Consider the following 17,325-nt stretch of genomic DNA (forward strand, 5'->3'; position numbering starts at 1 on the left):
GTGTTGCCCCAGGGAAGTTTCTCAACAATAAGCATCAGCCCTGGACCCTGATTGATCACGGCGTCACCAATGAGCGGTTGATGATCTTCAACCACGTTGGCCACGTCACCCAAGCGGAGCGGCTTCCCGTTCCGTTCCTCGATCGTGATCTGCGCGAGATCCTCAGGGGTGGCGATGGGCAGCACGTGCTGGATGCTGAGCCGCTGGTTCGGCGTCTCAACGTGGCCGCCGGTGCCGATGACGGCCCCGGGCGTGTACTGCAGCAGGCCGGCATCCAGCGCATTGGCTGTGACATCCATGACCTGGTTCAGGGTGACGTCGTTAGCCTTTAGCTTCTCCGGGACCGCCTGCACCTGAAGCATTTGCAGACGTTCGCCCCAGATGGCGACGTTGGCCACGCCCGGGACACGCAGCAGGTGCTGCCGGATCTTCCAGTAGGAGATCATGGACATTTCAATCAGCGAGCGTTCATCCGACGTCAGGCCGATTTTCATGACCCGACTGGTGGATGACAGCGGCTGCAGCATCATCGGCGGCGACGCCCAGGTGGGCAACGACGGCGTGACGGTGGCGATGCGCTCCGAGACGAGCTGGCGGGCCTTGAGCAGGTCCGCCCCCGGAGCGAAAATCAGCACGATCGAGGACAGCTGTTCCACCGATTTGGAGCGGATCTCGTCCAGCCCTTCGACGCCGTTGAGGGCGTCTTCGAGCGGAACGCTCACCAGCTGTTCCACCTCGGCAGCGGTCAGACCAATGGCGATGGTCTGGATCTCCACCTTCGGCGGCGCAAACTCGGGAAAGACATCCACAGAGGCCGTGCTGAGCTGAACGCCGCCGAACGCCATCATTGCCACCGCGATGGCCACCACCAAGGCGCGGAATTTCAGGCTGAATCCGACAATCCGGCGCATGTCAGTGGCCCTTCGTGCCGAATTCGGCCCCGAACAGTTCCGCAGCACCCACGGTGACAACATCGGTTCCGGCCGGCGGACCGGACCGGAGCTGGACGTTGTCGGCGGCGATCCTGTCCACCGTCACTGCCGCCCGGATGTAAGTCCTTGGCTCCGGATTGGTGTAGACCCAGGTCTTGCCGGCGCCGTCATATATCAATGCCCCGTAGGGGACTTCCAGGGCACTGCCTTTGGTGACCTTCGCCGTGGTCAACCCGAGCCTCTCGACTGCCTTGTCCGTCAGTGTCAGCCGGTTCAGGTCCCCCACCTTCTCCATGCTGGCCGGAGCTTCCCCGGTGGGCACAGCAGCAGGTTTCACTGCCGCACAGCCGGAGAGGCCAATTGATGCTGCGCAGGCAAGCATGAGAACAGAACGCCAGCCCCCAAAACCACTATTGCTTTTCATGACACTTCCGACCTCTCTGGCAGAACCTGTCCGTTGTTAACCAATGAGCTCCCCCAGTCCGTGTTGGCAGCCGGCCCAAAACGCAGGAAGAGGACCGGCAGGACGTACAAGGTGAGCAGGGCCGACGTGATCAAGCCGCCCCACACAATCAGAGCCAGCGGCAGCAGCATGCCGGAGCCGACAGACCCGCCGAGCAGCACCAGCGGCACCAGCGCCAAGCCCGTTATGACTGCCGACAACACCGTCGGCTGAAGGCGTTCCGAAGCCGCCTGTTTCATCAGCACTCCCGAAGCCTCCGTTGGCGCCTGCCGTTGCAGGGACTGGTAGGTTCCCATCAACATGACAGTGTCTCTGACGGCGAAGGCCAGTACGGCAGCCAGGGCGACGAGGACGTAGAGCGATCCGAAGCCCCCAGTCAGCCAGGCTGCAATGATGCCTCCCAGCAATGCCACCGGCAGGAGCACAAACACGAGTGCTGCGAGGCGCCAGCTGCCGAGAACCGTCAGCAGCAGCACCAGGATGCCTGCTGCCGCCGCCGCCGCTAGCCACCCGATCAGTGAGCCGGCTGCCTGCTGCTCGCCGTACTGCTTGGGAATCTCGGCGTGGTACTCGACCGGGAACTGCATTCCCTTGATGGCCGCCTGAACGTCGGCAGTTACGTCTGCCAAGCTCCGGCCCTGGATGTCCGCCACAACATCGATGCGCCGGGACGTATCGTCGTGGTGGATCACCGTTTGGTTGGGGCTCAGCCTGACGCTGGCAACGTCACCGAGGCGTACCTGTCCGCCTCCGGGCTTGTCGACCAGCATGTTCTGGACACTGGTCAGGCTGTGGCGTGTTTCCGCCGTGCCCTTGACGATTACCTGGAACACCTTCTGCTGCTCGAACAGGTACCCGACCTCGATGCCCTGTAGAACAGTGGCCGCGGCACGCCGCACGTCGCCGGGCTTGACCCCTTCGCGCTGAGCCTTCGCAAGATCAACCTCGATCTCGGCGACGGGCTGTTCAGAAGTGGCTTCCACGGTTGGACTCACCACGCCACCCGTGCGGGACAGGACGTCTCGGATTTCGTTGGCCTTCTCACGCAGGATGGCCAAATCAACCCCGTACACGCGCACCCGGAACTGACGCTCGTCATGAGCCTTGGCCAAGGAAACTTGCTGCTCAGGGTAGGTGGTGACGTTTGCGTTCAGCCCAGGGTATCCCGCCACGATCGACTGGACATTGGCCCGGACATCGCCGATGTTGGCACCCTCGTCCATGGTGACCCAAAGTTCGCCGGCACTGACATTGGAGGACTGGTCCGAGGTGATGGCCCGGCCCGTATGGCCGCCGACTTTCGCCACGCCTTCTACAGCGCTAAGCTCCTCGCCGGCTGTGGTCATCAGGCGGTTCATGACGTCCGGCCCGGTCCCTGCCGCCGCATTCCACTCAACCAGCAGAGTGCGGTCGGGAACCGAGCCCACGACGGGCAGTTCCCTGGTCAATCCCGGCACTAGCGCCACCGCAACAATGGCCAGTACTGCCGCGACGGAAGCAACCAGAACGGCGCTCTTCTTGGCAAAGGATCCCGATGACCGGCGGTAGCGCTGTCCCAGCTTCTCCACCAGGGGGATGCTCCGCCGTGGCCGGCGGCTGGCCCGCAGCAGCAGGCTCCCCAGCGCCGGCGTGACTGTCAGGGCCACCAGCATTGCCACCGCCGTTGCCAGCAGATACGACAACACCAGAGGCTTCAGGAAGGCTCCGTCAACACCTGGAACGAACAACGCCGGCGCCACTGCCAGCAGCGCCACAAGGCCTGCAAACAGGACTGGCACCCGCGAACGCTGCAGCCCGTGGTGGAGCAGATCTTCGCGGGACATCTTCTCGTCCGAAGCGCCACTGCGGAAACTGTGCAGATCCGTGACGATGTCACCAATGACCACCACCAGCGCCAGGATCAGGCCGGCGAACGCCATGGTATTCAGGACGGCCCCTTGGAACTGCAGCACGAGGGCGGCAGCCATGGCAGCCACAGAAATGGCAACAAAGGCCAGCAGCGCGTACCGCCAAGACCGGAACGCCAGCCCGATGGCGGCCGTCACCACCAGCAAGCTCACGAGCAATGCCACACCCAGTCCGCTTGCAGCCGACTCCAGGAAGGATGCCGGACGGAACACGGTCGAATCGACGGTGATCCCTGACAGGCCGGGTCGCAGGCCGTCCAGAACTTCCTCAACGCCTGCGGTCACCTCCGCGACGCTGGTATCCGGGAATTTCTCGATCACCAACAGCAGTCCCGGGGTCTTGCCAGTGACGGCATCGCCGATCAGAGGCTGATGATCCTCGACCAAGCTGGTCACGTCGGACAGTTTCAGGGACTTGTTAGTGCTTCCCTCAACGCTGACCTTCCCCAGATCAGCCGGAGTACGGATGGGAAGAACATGCTGGATGCCGATGCGCTGGTTTGCGGATTCCAGGAACCCGCCGGTACCCGGGGTTGACGCCTCAAGGAAGCTCAGCGGTGAAACCCAGACTGCATTGCCCGCTGTCTCCACAACATCGTTCAGGGTCACGCCCTCCGCACGGAGCTTCGCAGGGTCGACCTGGACCTGCAACTGCTGCTCGCGCTGGCCGTATATGGAAACGTTGGCCACACCGGGAACACCCATAAGTGCGGGTTTGATGTCCCAGCGGGCCAGGACCGACATGTCGATCGGCGAGACGTCCTCGGAAGTCATCTGGACCATCATCACCCGGCTGGTCGAGGACAGCGGCTGCATCAGGACCGGTGGGGTGGAGACATTCGGCAGGGCAAACGCCTGCGTCAGGCGTTCAGCCACCAGCTGACGGGCACGCAGTATGTCCGTCCCGGGCTCAAAGACCATCTCAATGGACGACAGGCCGGGAACGGACACGGAACGGATTTCATCGAGCCAGGCGACCCCATTCAGCAGGTCCGCCTCCATGGGCGACGTAATGAGCTGCTCGACCTCCACGGCCGACAACCCAAGTGCTTCAGTTTGAATTTCCACATGCGGTGGAGAAAATTCAGGAAGATTATCCATTGGCATGGACGGCAGGCTCGTTAGTCCGAACCCTAGGATGCCGGCCGCAACGGCCAAAACGATCAAACGAAACTTAAGACTCCAGCGGACAAGCCAACCGGTCATAACCTCAGCCCCCATCGTTATTGGCTCGGGCTGCGTTGCCGGGGCCAATTACTGATGCGCCTATTCAGGATCGCCCGCAGCGGCGTTGCCGCGGACGAATGCCGAGCTGCCTCCCTACAACCCTGCGTGCCCCGGTATTAGAGGGCACTGCCGGCGGCGGCTGCTACGTTGCTGCCGGGCCGGACTATGAGCTATTAGCACCTGTTCGAATTAAAATTCATCCAAGTGATGGACAAGCGAGACCAAGTTCATTCTGGCACAGCGAAATCGCCTTATCAACGCAAAATTGCCCCGGAATTCCGCTATTTCTGGGGCCTAACGAAGGTTTATCGTTGCATCAACCGCACGAAATTATCGCCGCCGCCGAAAGCAGTTTCAACGGTCCGGTTTCGGCGGCCCGGACGTCACGATCCGGGCAACAAATTCGCGCGGCCGCCGTGCCTTCGTTGACTCCGGCAGGAACGGCCGTAAAGGTAAAGCCATGAGGCTTCAGCGAATCACCAACGGACTGACATGCACGACGGCGGCTGCCGCACTCGCGCTCCTGCTGACTGCCTGCGGGCCCAGCCAGCCGGCCGGGCAAGGGAGCGCGGAACCTGGTACGGGCTCCCCCAGCGCCAGCGGCAGCCAGCCTGCCCTCGAAACTTCAGCCCCGTCGTCGTCCTCTTCTTCTTCTTCGGTGGCACCATCCAGCCCTTCAGCGACCCCCCTCTCTGAAGCGCCCCAGGCCACCGCCGCCGCCGCCCAACTGTGCAAGGCCGGCGCGCTGAAAGCCACGACGGATGCCACCGGCGGCGGCGCGGCCGGCAGCGTCTACATGGAGCTGATTCTGACCAACACCGGCCAGGCCTCCTGCCAACTCAAGGGTTTCGCCGGCGTCTCGCTGACCAGTGGCCCCAACGGCCAGCCGATCGGGGCGCCGGCGCAGCGCGAAACATCGGTTCCCGTCGGCGACGTGCTGCTGGCACCCGGTAAATCGGGAACGGCCGTGCTCCGCTACACGCAGGCGGGCAACTACCCCGACTGCGTCAAGGCGCCTGCGGCGGGGTTCCGGGTTTACCCACCCGAGGACACGGCGTCGCTGTTCGTGGCACGTCCTTCGGATGCCTGCAGCAACGCCTCCATTGAGCTCCTGAGCATCGGGGCGTTCCAGGCCCGCTAGGTTTATGCACCGCACCGTTTGACTGTTCTGGCCCAGAGCCTGTTCCGGCCCCGAATCCGTAAGTACACTTGCGGATACTCAGGGTCTTGGTGTCCGCACCGGGCCGGCGCGGGATTGCCTCGCGGACTGGGCACGGGCCGAAGGCGGGTTGATATACGTGACGTCACTCTGGTTGGACCGCACCGATACTTTCACGGGCGACGAATTCAGCCAGGGGGAGGCCTACGACACCGTTGTCGTCGGCGCCGGCCTGACCGGGCTGGTCACGGCGCTGCTGCTGGCACGCTCGGGGCAGAACGTCCTGGTCCTCGAGGCGAGAAGCCCCGGAGCCGTGGCCACGGGCAACACCACCGCCAAAGTCACCCTGCTGCAAGGCACTGTCCTGTCCGGCCTCCGGCGTCAATACTCCGCCAAAATCGTTGACGCCTACGTGGCAGCCAACCGCGAAGGGCAGGCCTGGCTGCTGCGCTATCTGGAAACCCGCAGGGTGCCGTTCCAAAAGCGCGACGCATACACCTACGCCACTACGCCAAAGGGGACAGAGAAGCTTCGCGAAGAGCTTGCCGTGGCCTTGGCGGCGGGCCTGGAAGTGGACTTTGTCCGCGACGCCGGGCTGCCTTTCCCGGTGCATGGGTCCCTGCGCCTTGGCGGACAGGCACAGATAAATCCAATGGACGTCCTCCTTGCCTTGGCTGAGGACGTCCGCTCGCACGGCGGCACCATCGTCTCCGGCGTCCGCGTCCAGAACGTCAGCGGAACGAACCCTGCGAAAGTTGAGACCGACCACGGAACGGTGCATGCCAACGAAGTGGTGCTGGCCACCGGCACGCCCATCCTGAACCGCGGCCTGTACTTCGCCAAGCTCAAGCCCAACCGCTCGTACGCCGCGGCACTGGAATTGTCCGGCGACGCCGTGCCGCCGGACGGCATGTACCTGTCAGTAGAGCAGCCCGTCCGGTCGTTGCGGGACTATCCCGCCGACGGGCGGCGCCTGCTGCTGGTGGGCGGCAACGGACATCCCGTGGGAAAGGCGCGATCCGAACAGGCGCACCTGGACGAGGTGCTGGCCTGGGCGGCCTCACATTTTCCGGACGCGACGGTGACCCACACCTGGTCCGCGCAGGACTACCAGGCCACCAACCTCATGCCGTTCTTCGGCAAACTCCCCCGCGGACGGGGCCGAATCTACTTTGCCACGGGGTACAACAAGTGGGGCATGACCAATGCGGTGGCCGCATCCCTTGGCATCGCCGCGGACATCCTGGGAGGCCAATTGCCCTGGGCCAACACCATTCACCGCCGTGTGACGTCCCCTCCGGGTGCGGCATCCGCCGTGGCCCTCAACGCGGACGTTGCCGCCACGCTCGCCAAGGACTGGGGGCAGGCCGGGCTCAAGAAACTGCCTGCGGAATCCAGCACACCGCCGGCGGAGGGGACGGGAGCCTTGGCCCTGCGCGGCCGCAAGCCCGTCGCAACGTCAACCGTGAACGGAACCACGTGCACCCTGTCTGCCGTCTGCACCCACCTCGGCGGGGTACTCCACTGGAACGACAACGAAAAATCCTGGGACTGCCCGCTACACGGCTCCCGGTTCAGCCACGAGGGAAAGGTCCTCGAGGGACCGGCCACGCACGATCTTCCTGCCGCCGAGTGAACCGTCGGGCCTGACGCCGTTCCGAGCGGAGGCCGTGCGCCGTGCGGCGTGGGCCGTGCGCCGGGCCGAGGCCGCAGGCGTGGGCCGCGCGCTGCGGGCGGAGGCCGCAGGCATTACTGTCGGTGCCTTAGGGCATGATGGAGGCATGCAGTCGCAGGAGCCCGCCGGCACATCCGGCGGCACATCTACGGTGGACTCGATGGGCCAGTTCAGCCGGCCCACCCGGGAGTGGTTCCTGGGTGCCTTCTCCGAGCCCACGCCCGCCCAGCAGGGCGCCTGGGCGGCCATCTCCTCCGGTTCGCACGCCCTCGTGGTGGCACCCACGGGGTCTGGTAAAACCCTGGCGGCATTCCTCTGGGCGCTGGACCGGCTGCTGGTGTCCGGAGCGGCAATCCCCACGGAGCTGCCGGGCCTGGAGGAACCTCCCGCCGGAGTCGCGGGCGGCTCCCGGGCGGCCAAACAGCCCCGGGCCAGGAAGCCCAAGCGGAAAACCCGCGTGCTGTACATTTCACCGCTCAAGGCGCTTGGCGTCGACGTCGAACGCAACCTCCGCTCGCCCCTCATCGGCATCACGCAGACGGCCAAGCGGCTGGACCTGCCCGCCCCGCTGATCACCGTCGGCGTCAGGTCCGGCGATACACCGGCCTCGGACCGCCGCGCCCTGCTCAGCAACCCGCCGGACATTCTCATCACCACCCCGGAGTCCCTGTTCCTCATGCTGACGTCCAGAGCCCGGGAGACTCTGAGCGAGGTGGACACCGTCATCGTCGATGAGGTCCATGCCGTGGCCGGCACCAAGCGCGGGGCACACCTCGCGGTCTCGCTGGAGCGCCTCGATGCCCTGCTGCCCAAGCCCGCCCAGCGGATCGGCCTGTCCGCCACGGTGGAGCCGCGGGAGCTCGTGGCGCAGTTCCTGGCCGGTTCTGCTCCGGTCCAGATCGTGGCGCCGCCCTCCCGCAAGAACTGGGATCTTACCGTGTCCGTTCCCGTGGAGGACATGTCCGATCTTCAGGGCGCCGCCGGCGCCTTCGATTCCGGCCCCGCCTCAGGGCTACAGCCGCAGGCTTCGATCTGGCCCCACGTGGAGGAAAAGATCGTGGACCTGGTGCTGGCGAACCAGTCCACCATCGTCTTCGCCAACTCACGGCGCCTGGCGGAACGGCTGACGGCGCGGCTGAACGAGATCCACGCCGAACGGCAGCTCATGACGGTCGGCGGCGGCTGGGAGGACCCGTCACCGTCCGCGGCCGGGATCCTGCCGACGTCCACGGCCACACCCGCACATATGATGGCCCAGGCCGGGAGCACGGCAGGCGCCGATCCCCTGCTCGCCAGGGCCCACCACGGCTCGGTGTCCAAGGACCAGCGGGCGATGATCGAGGACGACCTCAAATCCGGGCGCCTGCGCTGCGTCGTGGCCACGTCCTCCCTGGAACTCGGCATCGACATGGGCGCGGTGGACCTGGTGGTGCAGGTGGAATCGCCGCCCTCGGTGGCCAGCGGACTGCAGCGGGTGGGCCGTGCCGGCCACCAGGTGGGCGAAGTCTCGCAGGGATATCTCTTCCCCAAGCACCGCGCCGACCTCGTCCACACGGCCATCACGGTGGAACGCATGCTGGACGGCAAAATCGAGCGCCTCAGCGTTCCGGCCAACCCCCTCGACATCCTGGCCCAGCAGACCGTCGCCGCGACGGCCCTCGGCAGCATCGACGTGGAGGAGTGGTTTTCCACTGTGCGGCGGTCCGCACCCTTTGCCACGCTCCCCCGCTCCGCCTTCGAAGCCACCCTGGACCTGCTCGCCGGACGCTACCCCTCGGACGAATTCGCCGAGCTCCGTCCGCGCATCATCTGGGACCGCAACGCCGGCACCATCGAAGGAAGGCCGGGGGCGCAGCGCCTCGCCGTCACCTCCGGCGGAACCATCCCGGACCGCGGCCTGTTCGGCGTCTACATCATCGGCACCGAAGCGGAAGGGGCGGCCTCCCCCGGCGGAGCAGCAGGGGACGGCAAGGCCTCCGGTACCGCGTCGCCGGCAAAAGGCGGCCGGCGCGTCGGCGAACTCGATGAGGAGATGGTCTACGAATCCCGCGTGGGCGACATCTTCGCCCTCGGGGCCACGAGCTGGAAAATCGAGGACATCACCCACGACCGCGTGCTCGTCTCGCCCGCCTTCGGCCAGCCCGGAAAGCTCCCCTTCTGGAAAGGCGACTCGCTGGGACGGCCGGTTGACCTGGGCCGCGCCCTCGGCGCGTTCGTCCGCGAACTGTCAGCGTCCGACGTCGGCCCCGCCACCGAACGCTGCAAGGCCAGCGGTTTGGACGACTTCGCCGCCAACAACCTGCTGCAGTACCTCAACGAACAAAAGCTGGCCACCGAGGTGGTCCCCAGCGATACGACCCTCGTGGTGGAACGCTTCCACGACGAACTCGGCGACTGGCGGGTCATCCTCCACAGCCCGTTCGGCATGCCGGTCCACGCGCCGTGGGCTCTTGCGGTGGGCCAGCGCCTGCACCAGCGCTACGGCCTGGACGGGTCCGCCATGGCGGCCGACGACGGCATTGTGCTCCGCGTCCCCATGATGGAGGACGAACCGCCGGGCGCCGAGCTGTTCCTGTTCGACCCCGAGGAGCTGGAGCAGATCGTCACGGCCGAGGTGGGCGGCAGTGCCCTCTTCGCCTCCCGTTTCCGCGAGTGCGCGGCCCGGGCCCTGCTGCTGCCGCGGCAGACGCCCGGAAAACGGCAGCCGCTGTGGCAGCAGCGCCAGCGGTCCGCCCAGCTGCTGGATGTCGCGCGAAAGTACCCTTCCTTCCCCATCGTGCTGGAAACCGTTCGGGAATGCCTGCAGGATGTGTACGATCTTCCGGCCCTGAAAGAAATCGCGGCATCCGTGGAACGCCGGGAACTGCGGATCGTGCAGACAACCACGCAGCAGCCGTCGCCGTTCGCGAAGTCGCTGCTCTTCGGTTACGTGGCGCAGTTCCTTTACGAGGGCGACTCCCCGCTGGCCGAGCGCCGTGCCGCCGCGCTGGCCCTGGACTCCACCCTGCTCAACGAACTCCTGGGCCGCGTGGAGCTGCGAGAACTCCTGGACGCCAGGGTCATCGAAGCCACCGAGCGCGAACTGCAGCGCCTCGCTCCAGACCGTAAAGTCCGCGGCGTCGAGGGCGTGGCCGACCTGCTGCGGCTCCTCGGTCCGCTGGCCCCGGAGGAAGTGGCCGCCAGGCTCACGCCGCTGACGGTTGAGCCTGCCGAAGCCGAGCGACCGCCGGTTGAGCCTGCCGAAGCCGAGCCTGCCGAAGCCGTGCCTGACGAGACCGTCGTCGCGGACGCCGTCGCACACCTCGCCGCGCTGCAGCGGGCCAACCGGGCCATCAAGGTCTCCATCGGCGGCGTCGAGCGGTTTGCGGCGGTTGAAGATGCCGCAAGGCTGCGCGACGCCATCGGGGTCCCGCTTCCCATGGGCGTGCCCCTGGCTTTCATCGAGCCGGTGGCGGATCCCCTGGGCGACCTCGTCTCGCGCTATGCGCGAACCCACGGACCCTTCACGGCAACGGAAGCCGCGGCCAGGCTGGGACTTGGCGTGGCCGTCGTCGGTACGGCCCTGAAGCGGCTCGCGGCGGACGGCCGAGTGGTGGAGGGCGAGTTCCGGCCCCACACCGAGCCAGCAGCCAACCAGACTGCCACGGCCCCAACTGCATCCGCACCCGCGCCTGACGCCCCTGCGCCCGCGTCCGCCACCACCGCCGCCGCCGGCAGCGAGTGGTGCGACGCCGAAGTCCTGCGCAAACTGCGGCGCCGTTCCCTGGCCGCACTTCGTGCCGAAGTGGAACCGGTGGATGCCACAGCCTACGGGCGGTTCCTGCCCGCCTGGCAGAACGTCCGCACCCCGGGAACCGGCCGCGGTCAGCCGGCGCTGCGCGGGCTGGACGGGATAGTGACGGCCATCGATCAGTTGTCCGGAGTGCCTGTTCCGGCGTCGGCGTGGGAACCCCTGGTGCTGGCCAGCCGGATATCGAACTATCAGCCGGCCATGCTGGACGAACTGATGGCAGCCGGCGAGGTTCTCTGGTCCGGTGCCGGCTCCCTGCCCGGCAATGACGGCTGGATCAGCCTGCATCTGGCGGACTCGGCTGAACTGACCCTGAACCCGGCGGTCGACTTCGAACCCGGGGACTCCCAGCAACGGTTGCTGGATTACCTCCAGACCAACGGCGGTGGCTACTTCTTCCGCCAACTGACGGAAGTGGCCGGCGGAATGGACTTGGTCCTCAGCGACCAGGAAGTGGTGTCCGCGCTGTGGGACCTCGCCTGGGCCGGCCGGGTAACCGGAGACACGTTCGCCCCCGTCCGGGCCTTGATCGCCGGCGGACACACCGCCCACCGGCAGGTTGCCCGGGCACCGCGCGCCCGTGCCCCGCGGATGAGCCGGCTGGGGCGCTCGCACGGAACCGGGCTGCTCGGTTCCCCCGGGCTCAGCGGTGGACGGTACGGATCAGTCACCGGTTCTGCCCCCACACCCCCGCTGGCGGCCGGGCGCTGGTCGGCGCTCCCGGCGCCTGAGCTCGACGCCACTATCCACGCCCGCGCCACTGCCGAGCTGCTCCTCGACCGTTACGGCGTGGTCACGCGCGGCTCAGTCATGGCCGAAAACATCCTGGGCGGGTTCGGGCTCATGTACAAGGTGCTGGCCCGGCTCGAGGAGGCCGGACGCTGCCGGCGCGGGTACTTCATCGAGCACCTCGGGGCGGCCCAGTTCGCAGTGCCCGCCACGGTGGACCGCCTGCGTTCCTATTCGGAGGACACCCAGCTGGCCAAACCGGAACCCGTGGCCCTGGCCCTCGCCGCCACCGATCCCGCTAACCCGTACGGCGCCGCCCTGCCGTGGCCCGCCCTCAGCGTCGAGGCCGGCAGCGGCCACCGGCCCGGGCGGAAGGCGGGGGCGCTTGTGGTGATGGTCGACGGCGCGCTGGTGCTCTACGTGGAACGCGGCGGAAAAACCCTGCTCGTCTTCACCGAGGACCAGCCCGTTCTCGCCGCCGCCGGCGCCGCCCTCGTGGACGTGGTGAAGCGGGGCGCCGTGGACAAACTCGTCATGGAGAAGGTCAACGGCCACGGCATCCTGGACACCCCGGTGGCATCCGCCCTGACCCACGCCGGGGCCTACTCCACTCCGAAAGGACTGAGAATCCGTGCCTGAGGGCGATTCCGTCTGGCGTGCGGCGAACCAGCTGCACGCGGCCCTTGCCGGGCAAATACTGCTGGCCTCCGACTTCCGCGTTCCCCGCTTCGCGACGCTGAACCTCCGGGACTGGACTGTCCAGGAAGTGGTGCCGCGCGGAAAGCACCTGCTCATGCGCCTGGTGGGTCCGGCCGACGACCGGCTGACCATCCATTCGCACCTCAAGATGGAAGGCAGCTGGCAGGTCTACCCGCCAGGCGGCCGGTGGCGCAAGCCGGGCTTCACGGCAAGATGCGTCCTCCGCACGGCGGCGGCAGACGCCGTCGGGTTCTCGCTAGGCATGCTCGAGGTCATCAAGACAGCAGACGAGGACAAGGCCGTCGGATTTCTCGGCCCCGACCTGCTCGGTCCGGACTGGGACCCTGCCGAGGCCGAACGACGCGTGGCGGCGGCGCCTGACGTTCCGGTCGGAGTTGCCCTGCTGGATCAAAGCAACCTTGCAGGCATCGGCAACATCTACCGCTGCGAGGTGTGCTTCCTGGCCGGGGTCCACCCGGCGTCCCCCGTCGCCGCCGTGACGGATCTGCCCGCCATGTTCGCGGATGCCAAGCAGCTCCTCGAGGCCAACCTTGGACCCGGCCGGCGCACCACACTGCTCAACGCGCGTGGCACTCCCGTGGGCCGCGCGGCCGGCCGGCCCGGTTACTGGGTCTACCGGCGTGAGCACCAGCCCTGCCTGCGCTGCCGGACCCCCATCCGACGCAGCGTGCTGGGCAAGACGCTGCCCGCGGGATCGGCGAGATCGGTGGATCTGGTCACCGAGGAGCGGGACATATACTTCTGCCCCAAATGCCAGCCGCTGATCGGTGTCGGCCAGCCCTGACGCACCGCTCACCATGTCCCGTAGGCCCGTCTCTTGCGCCGGGGGATGACGAGGTTGCGGCTCAGGAAGTGGCCACCGTTTCCCCGGCCTCTTCCGCAGCATTCTCCGTACGGGCCTGACCGGGGACCTGGGCGGGGGCCTGGGAAGGGATGGCCGCCGGGACCATGAAGCGCGGCAGCAGGAGCTGGACCAAGGGACCGATGGCCAGCGCATAGACGACGGTGCCCACCCCCACCGAACCGCCCAGCAGCCAGCCCGCGGCGAGGACCACCACTTCAATCAGTGTCCGGGACACCCGGACGGACCATCCCGTGCGCCGTGCCAGGCCGGTCATGAGTCCGTCGCGGGCACCCGGGCCGAAGCGTGCGCCGATGTAGCAGGCTGAAGCAATCGCGTTGAGCACCACGGCGCCTCCCAGCAGGGCAATCTGCCCGCCGAGGTGGGAGAAGGACGGGATCATCGCCAGGCCGACATCGGCGAACACCCCTACCAGCACGGCGTTGCAGAGTGTGCCGAACCCCGGCCACTGACGCAGTGGAATCCACAGCAGCAACACGAGGAAGCTGACGATGATCACCACTGCACCGATGCTCAGCCCGGTGCGTCCAGCCACGCCCTGGTGAAACACGTCCCAGGGGTCCAGGCCGAGTCCGGCACGGATGAACATGGCCAAGGAAATGCCGTACATGGCGAGGCCGGTGAAGAGCTGTACGAGTCTGCGAGTCATCATTGAACCATCCTGAAGGACAACTGGCCTTGTTTTCCATGGCCAGTTTGAGATACTGGCCTGATGACCAGCTCCCTGACTCCCACCGCCCTCGCACGGCTGCTCGGCCAGTGGCACCTCGGCGCCGGGCCCGCCTACCGCGAGCTGGCCGACGTCGTCCGCCTTCTGGTCCTGGACGGCCGCATCCCCCTGGGCACCGCACTCCCCAGCGAGCGGACCCTGTCCGCCACGCTCGCGGTCAGCCGCACTACAGTGACGGCAGCCTATGCCAGCCTGCGCGACCAGGGTTTCCTGAGCAGCGGCCAAGGCACGCGCGGCCGCACCTGCCTGCCCCGGACCGCAGGGCAGTCCACAGGACCAAGGGGTGAGGCGGGCGCAGGGCTGTCCGGGGCGCCGGGACTCGCGGTTCCGGACGGCGTCATCGACCTCGCCTATGCTTCCCTCCCGGCCAGCGGCGAAGCCGTGCACCGGGCGTTCGCCGCAGCCCTGACGGAACTGCCTGCCCTGTTGCCTGGATTCGGCTACGACGCCCTCGGCGTTCCGGCCCTCCGCGAAGCAATTGCCGGGAGGTACACCGCCGTCGGAGTCCCCACCTCGGCGGCGCAGATTTTGGTGACCTCGGGCGCCCAGCATGCGCTGAACATCGTGCTGCGCACACTCGTCGGCCGGCAGGACCGGGTCCTGGTGGAGCACCCCACGTACCCGAATGCGCTGGATGCCATCCGCGCCGCTGGCGGCAGGATGGTGCCGGTGGCGCTGCCGCCTGCACCCGAGACCGGCTGGGACATCGCCGCCACGGAAGCGGCACTGATGCAGCAGCGGCCCAAAATGGCCTACATGGTGCCAGACTTCCACAACCCCACGGGCCGACTGATGCCTGATTCCCAGCGCCGCCGGCTGGTCCGGGCAGCCGCTGCGGCAGGCACCATCCTGGTGGCGGATGAAACCCTTCGCGAGCTGAACCTCGACGGCGGCACCGCGGCGCCGATGGCCTCCTTCAGTCCGGCGGTGGTGTCCATCGGATCACTGAGCAAGTCCCACTGGGCCGGCATGCGCACGGGTTGGATCCGCGCCTCCGAAGGCATGATCCAGCGCTTCGCCGCCATCCGCACCACCATGGATCTCGGCGGGCCCGTGGTGGAGCAGCTCGCGGCCGCGCACCTGGTGCGCAATCTGGCGGAGCCGCTGCCCGGCCGGCTGGCCGCGCTGCGGAAGAACCGCTCGGCGCTGCTGGAACTGCTGCGCGGCCATTTGCCGCAGTGGCAGCCCGAACGGCCCGACGGCGGCCTGGCCGTCTGGTGCCGGCTCCCCGCTCCCAGCAGCACGGCCCTGACCGTGATCGCCCCGGAGCTTGGCATCCGCCTTGCGGCGGGCCCGCGCTTCGGCGTGGGCGGCGTCTTCGAAAACCATCTCCGCATCCCCTTCACGCTGCCGCCGGACCAGCTGGAAACGGCGGTCCTGGCCCTGCGCTCGGCCCAGGACAGGCTGGACGCCGCCCCGCAACTGCGCCGGACGCTCCGGAACTCCCCCGCCGTCGCCATCGCCTGACGCCGGAGTTGTCTGACGCCGGAATTGCCTGGTGACGCGCAAAATGCCCGGGACGCCGTAATTCCGTTGTCGCCAGGCATTTTGCGCGTCTTGGGATCGGTTGCGCGTCGCAGGGCAGGCTCGCCGTGTTCTGCCGTCGTGAAGTGCTACGCGTAGACCTTCGCGAGGAAGCCGCCCCAGGCCGTGGCCGTAGCCGATGAATCCCGGGTGCCGCCGAAGTCGTGCACGGTCATGCCCACCGGGGCGCCGAAGGAGTTGCGGCCAAAGAACCGGTACAGCGCATCCCCGGTCCGCAGGCCCAGGAAGTGCTCGTTGGAGAAGTCCACCTCCCCTGAAAGCCGCCCGACGCCGTCGAGCTCCACGTCTACGGCGTGGCCCGCCGACGCGCCTTCCACGCCGAGCGCCATCTTGAGCCGCACGAAGCCGTCCGGCGACTGGGACGTCGGCGGCGCCTGCACGTCCGTGAACACCACAGGCCTGCCGTCGAAGTGCCTGAGGTATTGGCCCAGGGTATGCAGGTAAAATTCGGTGTGCTTGCTGGCGCCGTCGTACTGCCCGTCCCAGTTGTCCACGAAGATGCCGCTGTGGACGTAGTGGAGTTTGGCGCGGCCGCCGTCGAGCGGTTCAAGGACATGCTCCAGCTGGTTGAACCAGCCGTCCGGCCCGTCCATGCGGGTCACCAGATGACGCGGGTACTCCTCCACCGTCTTCACTGCAGGCCACTGGTCCGTGGGGAACATCCACGCCGGGGTGTCCTTGGTGACGGCTTCCCAGACGCGCTCGGGGGTGCCGGGCAGTTCGGTATCGAAGACGATCTCGAATTCGCGGTTGTCAGTCATTGTCCTGCTCCTTAGCTGATATGGGCTTGGTTGATGATGTTCCGGTCGGTTTAAGCGTGGGGTGAAGGGCGAGGACGAGCCGGTGGTTGCGGCCGCGCGGGCCGCCGCCCGCCGCGGCGTTCACGGTCCCGGCGCCGCCCGCGGCAGCACCGCCGTCGTGATACTTGTCCACCAGCCTCGTGACGGCGACGCCCAGCTCCTCGGCGAAAGCGGCACGGTCGGCGGCGGAGCGGAACGTGATCTCGCCGTCGATCGCGAATGTGGCGAGTTTCTGCTTGGCGGCGGCGGCACCGGTGATGAGCTTGCCCACCTCCTGGACCGTCCGGCCCGCCAGCGCCAGGAGCCAGAATGCTGAAAACCGGTCCGAGAAGCGGTGCGGATCCGGCGCCACGGAGGCCAGCGCCACCGGCGAGATCAGGTAGGAAGCGGCCGTTGCCTGCACCACGCGCTCGGTGACGTTTCCCTTGCGGCGCTCCTCAACGAGCTCCACCAGCCCGTGCCGCTCCAGCGCCTTGAGGTGGTAGTTCACCTTCTGCCGCGGCAGGCCCACCCTGCCGGCGAGCTGCGTGGCCGACCAGGGCTCGGCCAGCTCGTGGAGGATCCGGGTGCGGATGGGATCCAGGGACGCCTCCGCGGCTGCCGGGTCCTCGATCACTTCGATGTCCAACATGCTTCCAGTGTGCCTACCGACAATTTTATTTGTCAAGAACTTTTTTGTCGTCGGTAGCCGTTTAGACGGTTCCCTGCCGGGTTCGACGACGGGCCGCGTCTAGCCCGCAAGGAATCGTCGAAACGGCGGGAGGAGAGGGCCCCGGTAGAATGGAC

11 protein-coding genes are annotated in these 17,325 nt (G+C 67.2%); 5 read left to right on the top strand and 6 right to left on the bottom strand.

The window, feature by feature from the left end; all coding sequences use genetic code 11:
- The 3 genes from CXQ90_RS15730 to CXQ90_RS15740 all read right to left on the bottom strand — a co-directional run.
- A partial coding sequence (locus CXQ90_RS15730) for an efflux RND transporter permease subunit (RefSeq protein WP_146068913.1) occupies nt 1-911 on the bottom strand: 911 nt, incomplete at its 3' end.
- A gap of 1 nt (nt 912) precedes the next feature.
- On the bottom strand, nt 913-1,254 hold the full coding sequence (locus CXQ90_RS15735) for a hypothetical protein (RefSeq protein WP_258064554.1): 342 nt from the start codon (nt 1,252-1,254) through the stop codon (nt 913-915).
- A 98-nt stretch (nt 1,255-1,352) separates the two neighbouring features.
- Nucleotides 1,353-4,523, bottom strand: coding sequence for an efflux RND transporter permease subunit (locus CXQ90_RS15740; protein WP_308470556.1), 3,171 nt, complete (start codon nt 4,521-4,523; stop codon nt 1,353-1,355).
- Between the two features lie 466 nt (nt 4,524-4,989).
- Between CXQ90_RS15740 and CXQ90_RS22435 the strand changes: the two genes are divergently transcribed.
- The 4 genes from CXQ90_RS22435 (at nt 4,990) to CXQ90_RS15760 (ending at nt 13,386) form a co-directional block, all read left to right on the top strand.
- A complete protein-coding gene (locus CXQ90_RS22435; RefSeq protein WP_181038586.1) occupies nt 4,990-5,670 on the top strand; it encodes a DUF4232 domain-containing protein in 681 nt (226 codons plus the stop codon).
- 157 nt (nt 5,671-5,827) lie between these two features.
- Entirely contained in the window at nt 5,828-7,324 is a 1,497-nt protein-coding gene (locus CXQ90_RS15750) for an FAD-dependent oxidoreductase (protein WP_104140429.1), read from the top strand.
- A gap of 145 nt (nt 7,325-7,469) precedes the next feature.
- Entirely contained in the window at nt 7,470-12,521 is a 5,052-nt protein-coding gene (locus CXQ90_RS15755) for a DEAD/DEAH box helicase (protein WP_104140325.1), read from the top strand.
- Nucleotides 12,514-13,386 carry a DNA-formamidopyrimidine glycosylase family protein gene (locus CXQ90_RS15760; RefSeq protein ID WP_104140326.1) on the top strand — a complete coding sequence of 291 codons (873 nt, stop codon included), beginning with the start codon at nt 12,514-12,516 and terminating at the stop codon, nt 13,384-13,386. The genes CXQ90_RS15755 and CXQ90_RS15760 overlap by 8 nt, the downstream gene beginning before the upstream one ends.
- 61 nt (nt 13,387-13,447) lie before the next feature.
- On the opposite strand, the gene CXQ90_RS15765 is transcribed toward CXQ90_RS15760, so the two are convergent.
- Nucleotides 13,448-14,116, bottom strand: a complete 669-nt coding sequence (locus tag CXQ90_RS15765) for a YitT family protein (RefSeq protein WP_258064555.1) — start codon at nt 14,114-14,116, stop codon at nt 13,448-13,450.
- Nucleotides 14,117-14,176: 60 nt separating this feature from the next.
- On the opposite strand from CXQ90_RS15765, the gene CXQ90_RS15770 reads away from it, so the two are divergent.
- Nucleotides 14,177-15,661, top strand: coding sequence for a PLP-dependent aminotransferase family protein (locus tag CXQ90_RS15770; RefSeq protein ID WP_104140327.1), 1,485 nt, complete (start codon nt 14,177-14,179; stop codon nt 15,659-15,661).
- A 146-nt stretch (nt 15,662-15,807) separates the two neighbouring features.
- On the opposite strand, the gene CXQ90_RS15775 is transcribed toward CXQ90_RS15770, so the two are convergent.
- Both CXQ90_RS15775 and CXQ90_RS15780 read right to left on the bottom strand, forming a co-directional pair.
- Nucleotides 15,808-16,500, bottom strand: coding sequence for an SRPBCC domain-containing protein (locus CXQ90_RS15775; RefSeq protein WP_104140328.1), 693 nt, complete (start codon nt 16,498-16,500; stop codon nt 15,808-15,810).
- A complete protein-coding gene (locus CXQ90_RS15780) occupies nt 16,493-17,170 on the bottom strand; it encodes a helix-turn-helix domain-containing protein (RefSeq protein ID WP_104140329.1) in 678 nt (225 codons plus the stop codon). Before CXQ90_RS15780 ends, CXQ90_RS15775 begins: the two co-directional genes overlap by 8 nt.
- Between the last annotated feature and the right edge of the window lie 155 nt (nt 17,171-17,325).

Source organism: Arthrobacter sp. ZGTC131 (genome assembly GCF_002929275.1).
GTDB lineage: Bacteria > Actinomycetota > Actinomycetes > Actinomycetales > Micrococcaceae > Arthrobacter.

Bases quoted from the DNA above. Each gene is read 5' to 3' on its own strand.
- CXQ90_RS15775 (WP_104140328.1), bottom strand. From the start codon at position 16,500: ATGACTGACAACCGCGAATTCGAGATCGTCTTCGATACCGAACTGCCC.
- CXQ90_RS15770 (WP_104140327.1), top strand. From the start codon at position 14,177: ATGACCAGCTCCCTGACTCCCACCGCCCTCGCACGGCTGCTCGGCCAG.
- CXQ90_RS22435 (WP_181038586.1), top strand. From the start codon at position 4,990: ATGAGGCTTCAGCGAATCACCAACGGACTGACATGCACGACGGCGGCT.
- CXQ90_RS15740 (WP_308470556.1), bottom strand. From the start codon at position 4,523: ATGGGGGCTGAGGTTATGACCGGTTGGCTTGTCCGCTGGAGTCTTAAG.
- CXQ90_RS15765 (WP_258064555.1), bottom strand. From the start codon at position 14,116: ATGATGACTCGCAGACTCGTACAGCTCTTCACCGGCCTCGCCATGTAC.
- CXQ90_RS15755 (WP_104140325.1), top strand. From the start codon at position 7,470: ATGCAGTCGCAGGAGCCCGCCGGCACATCCGGCGGCACATCTACGGTG.
- CXQ90_RS15780 (WP_104140329.1), bottom strand. From the start codon at position 17,170: ATGTTGGACATCGAAGTGATCGAGGACCCGGCAGCCGCGGAGGCGTCC.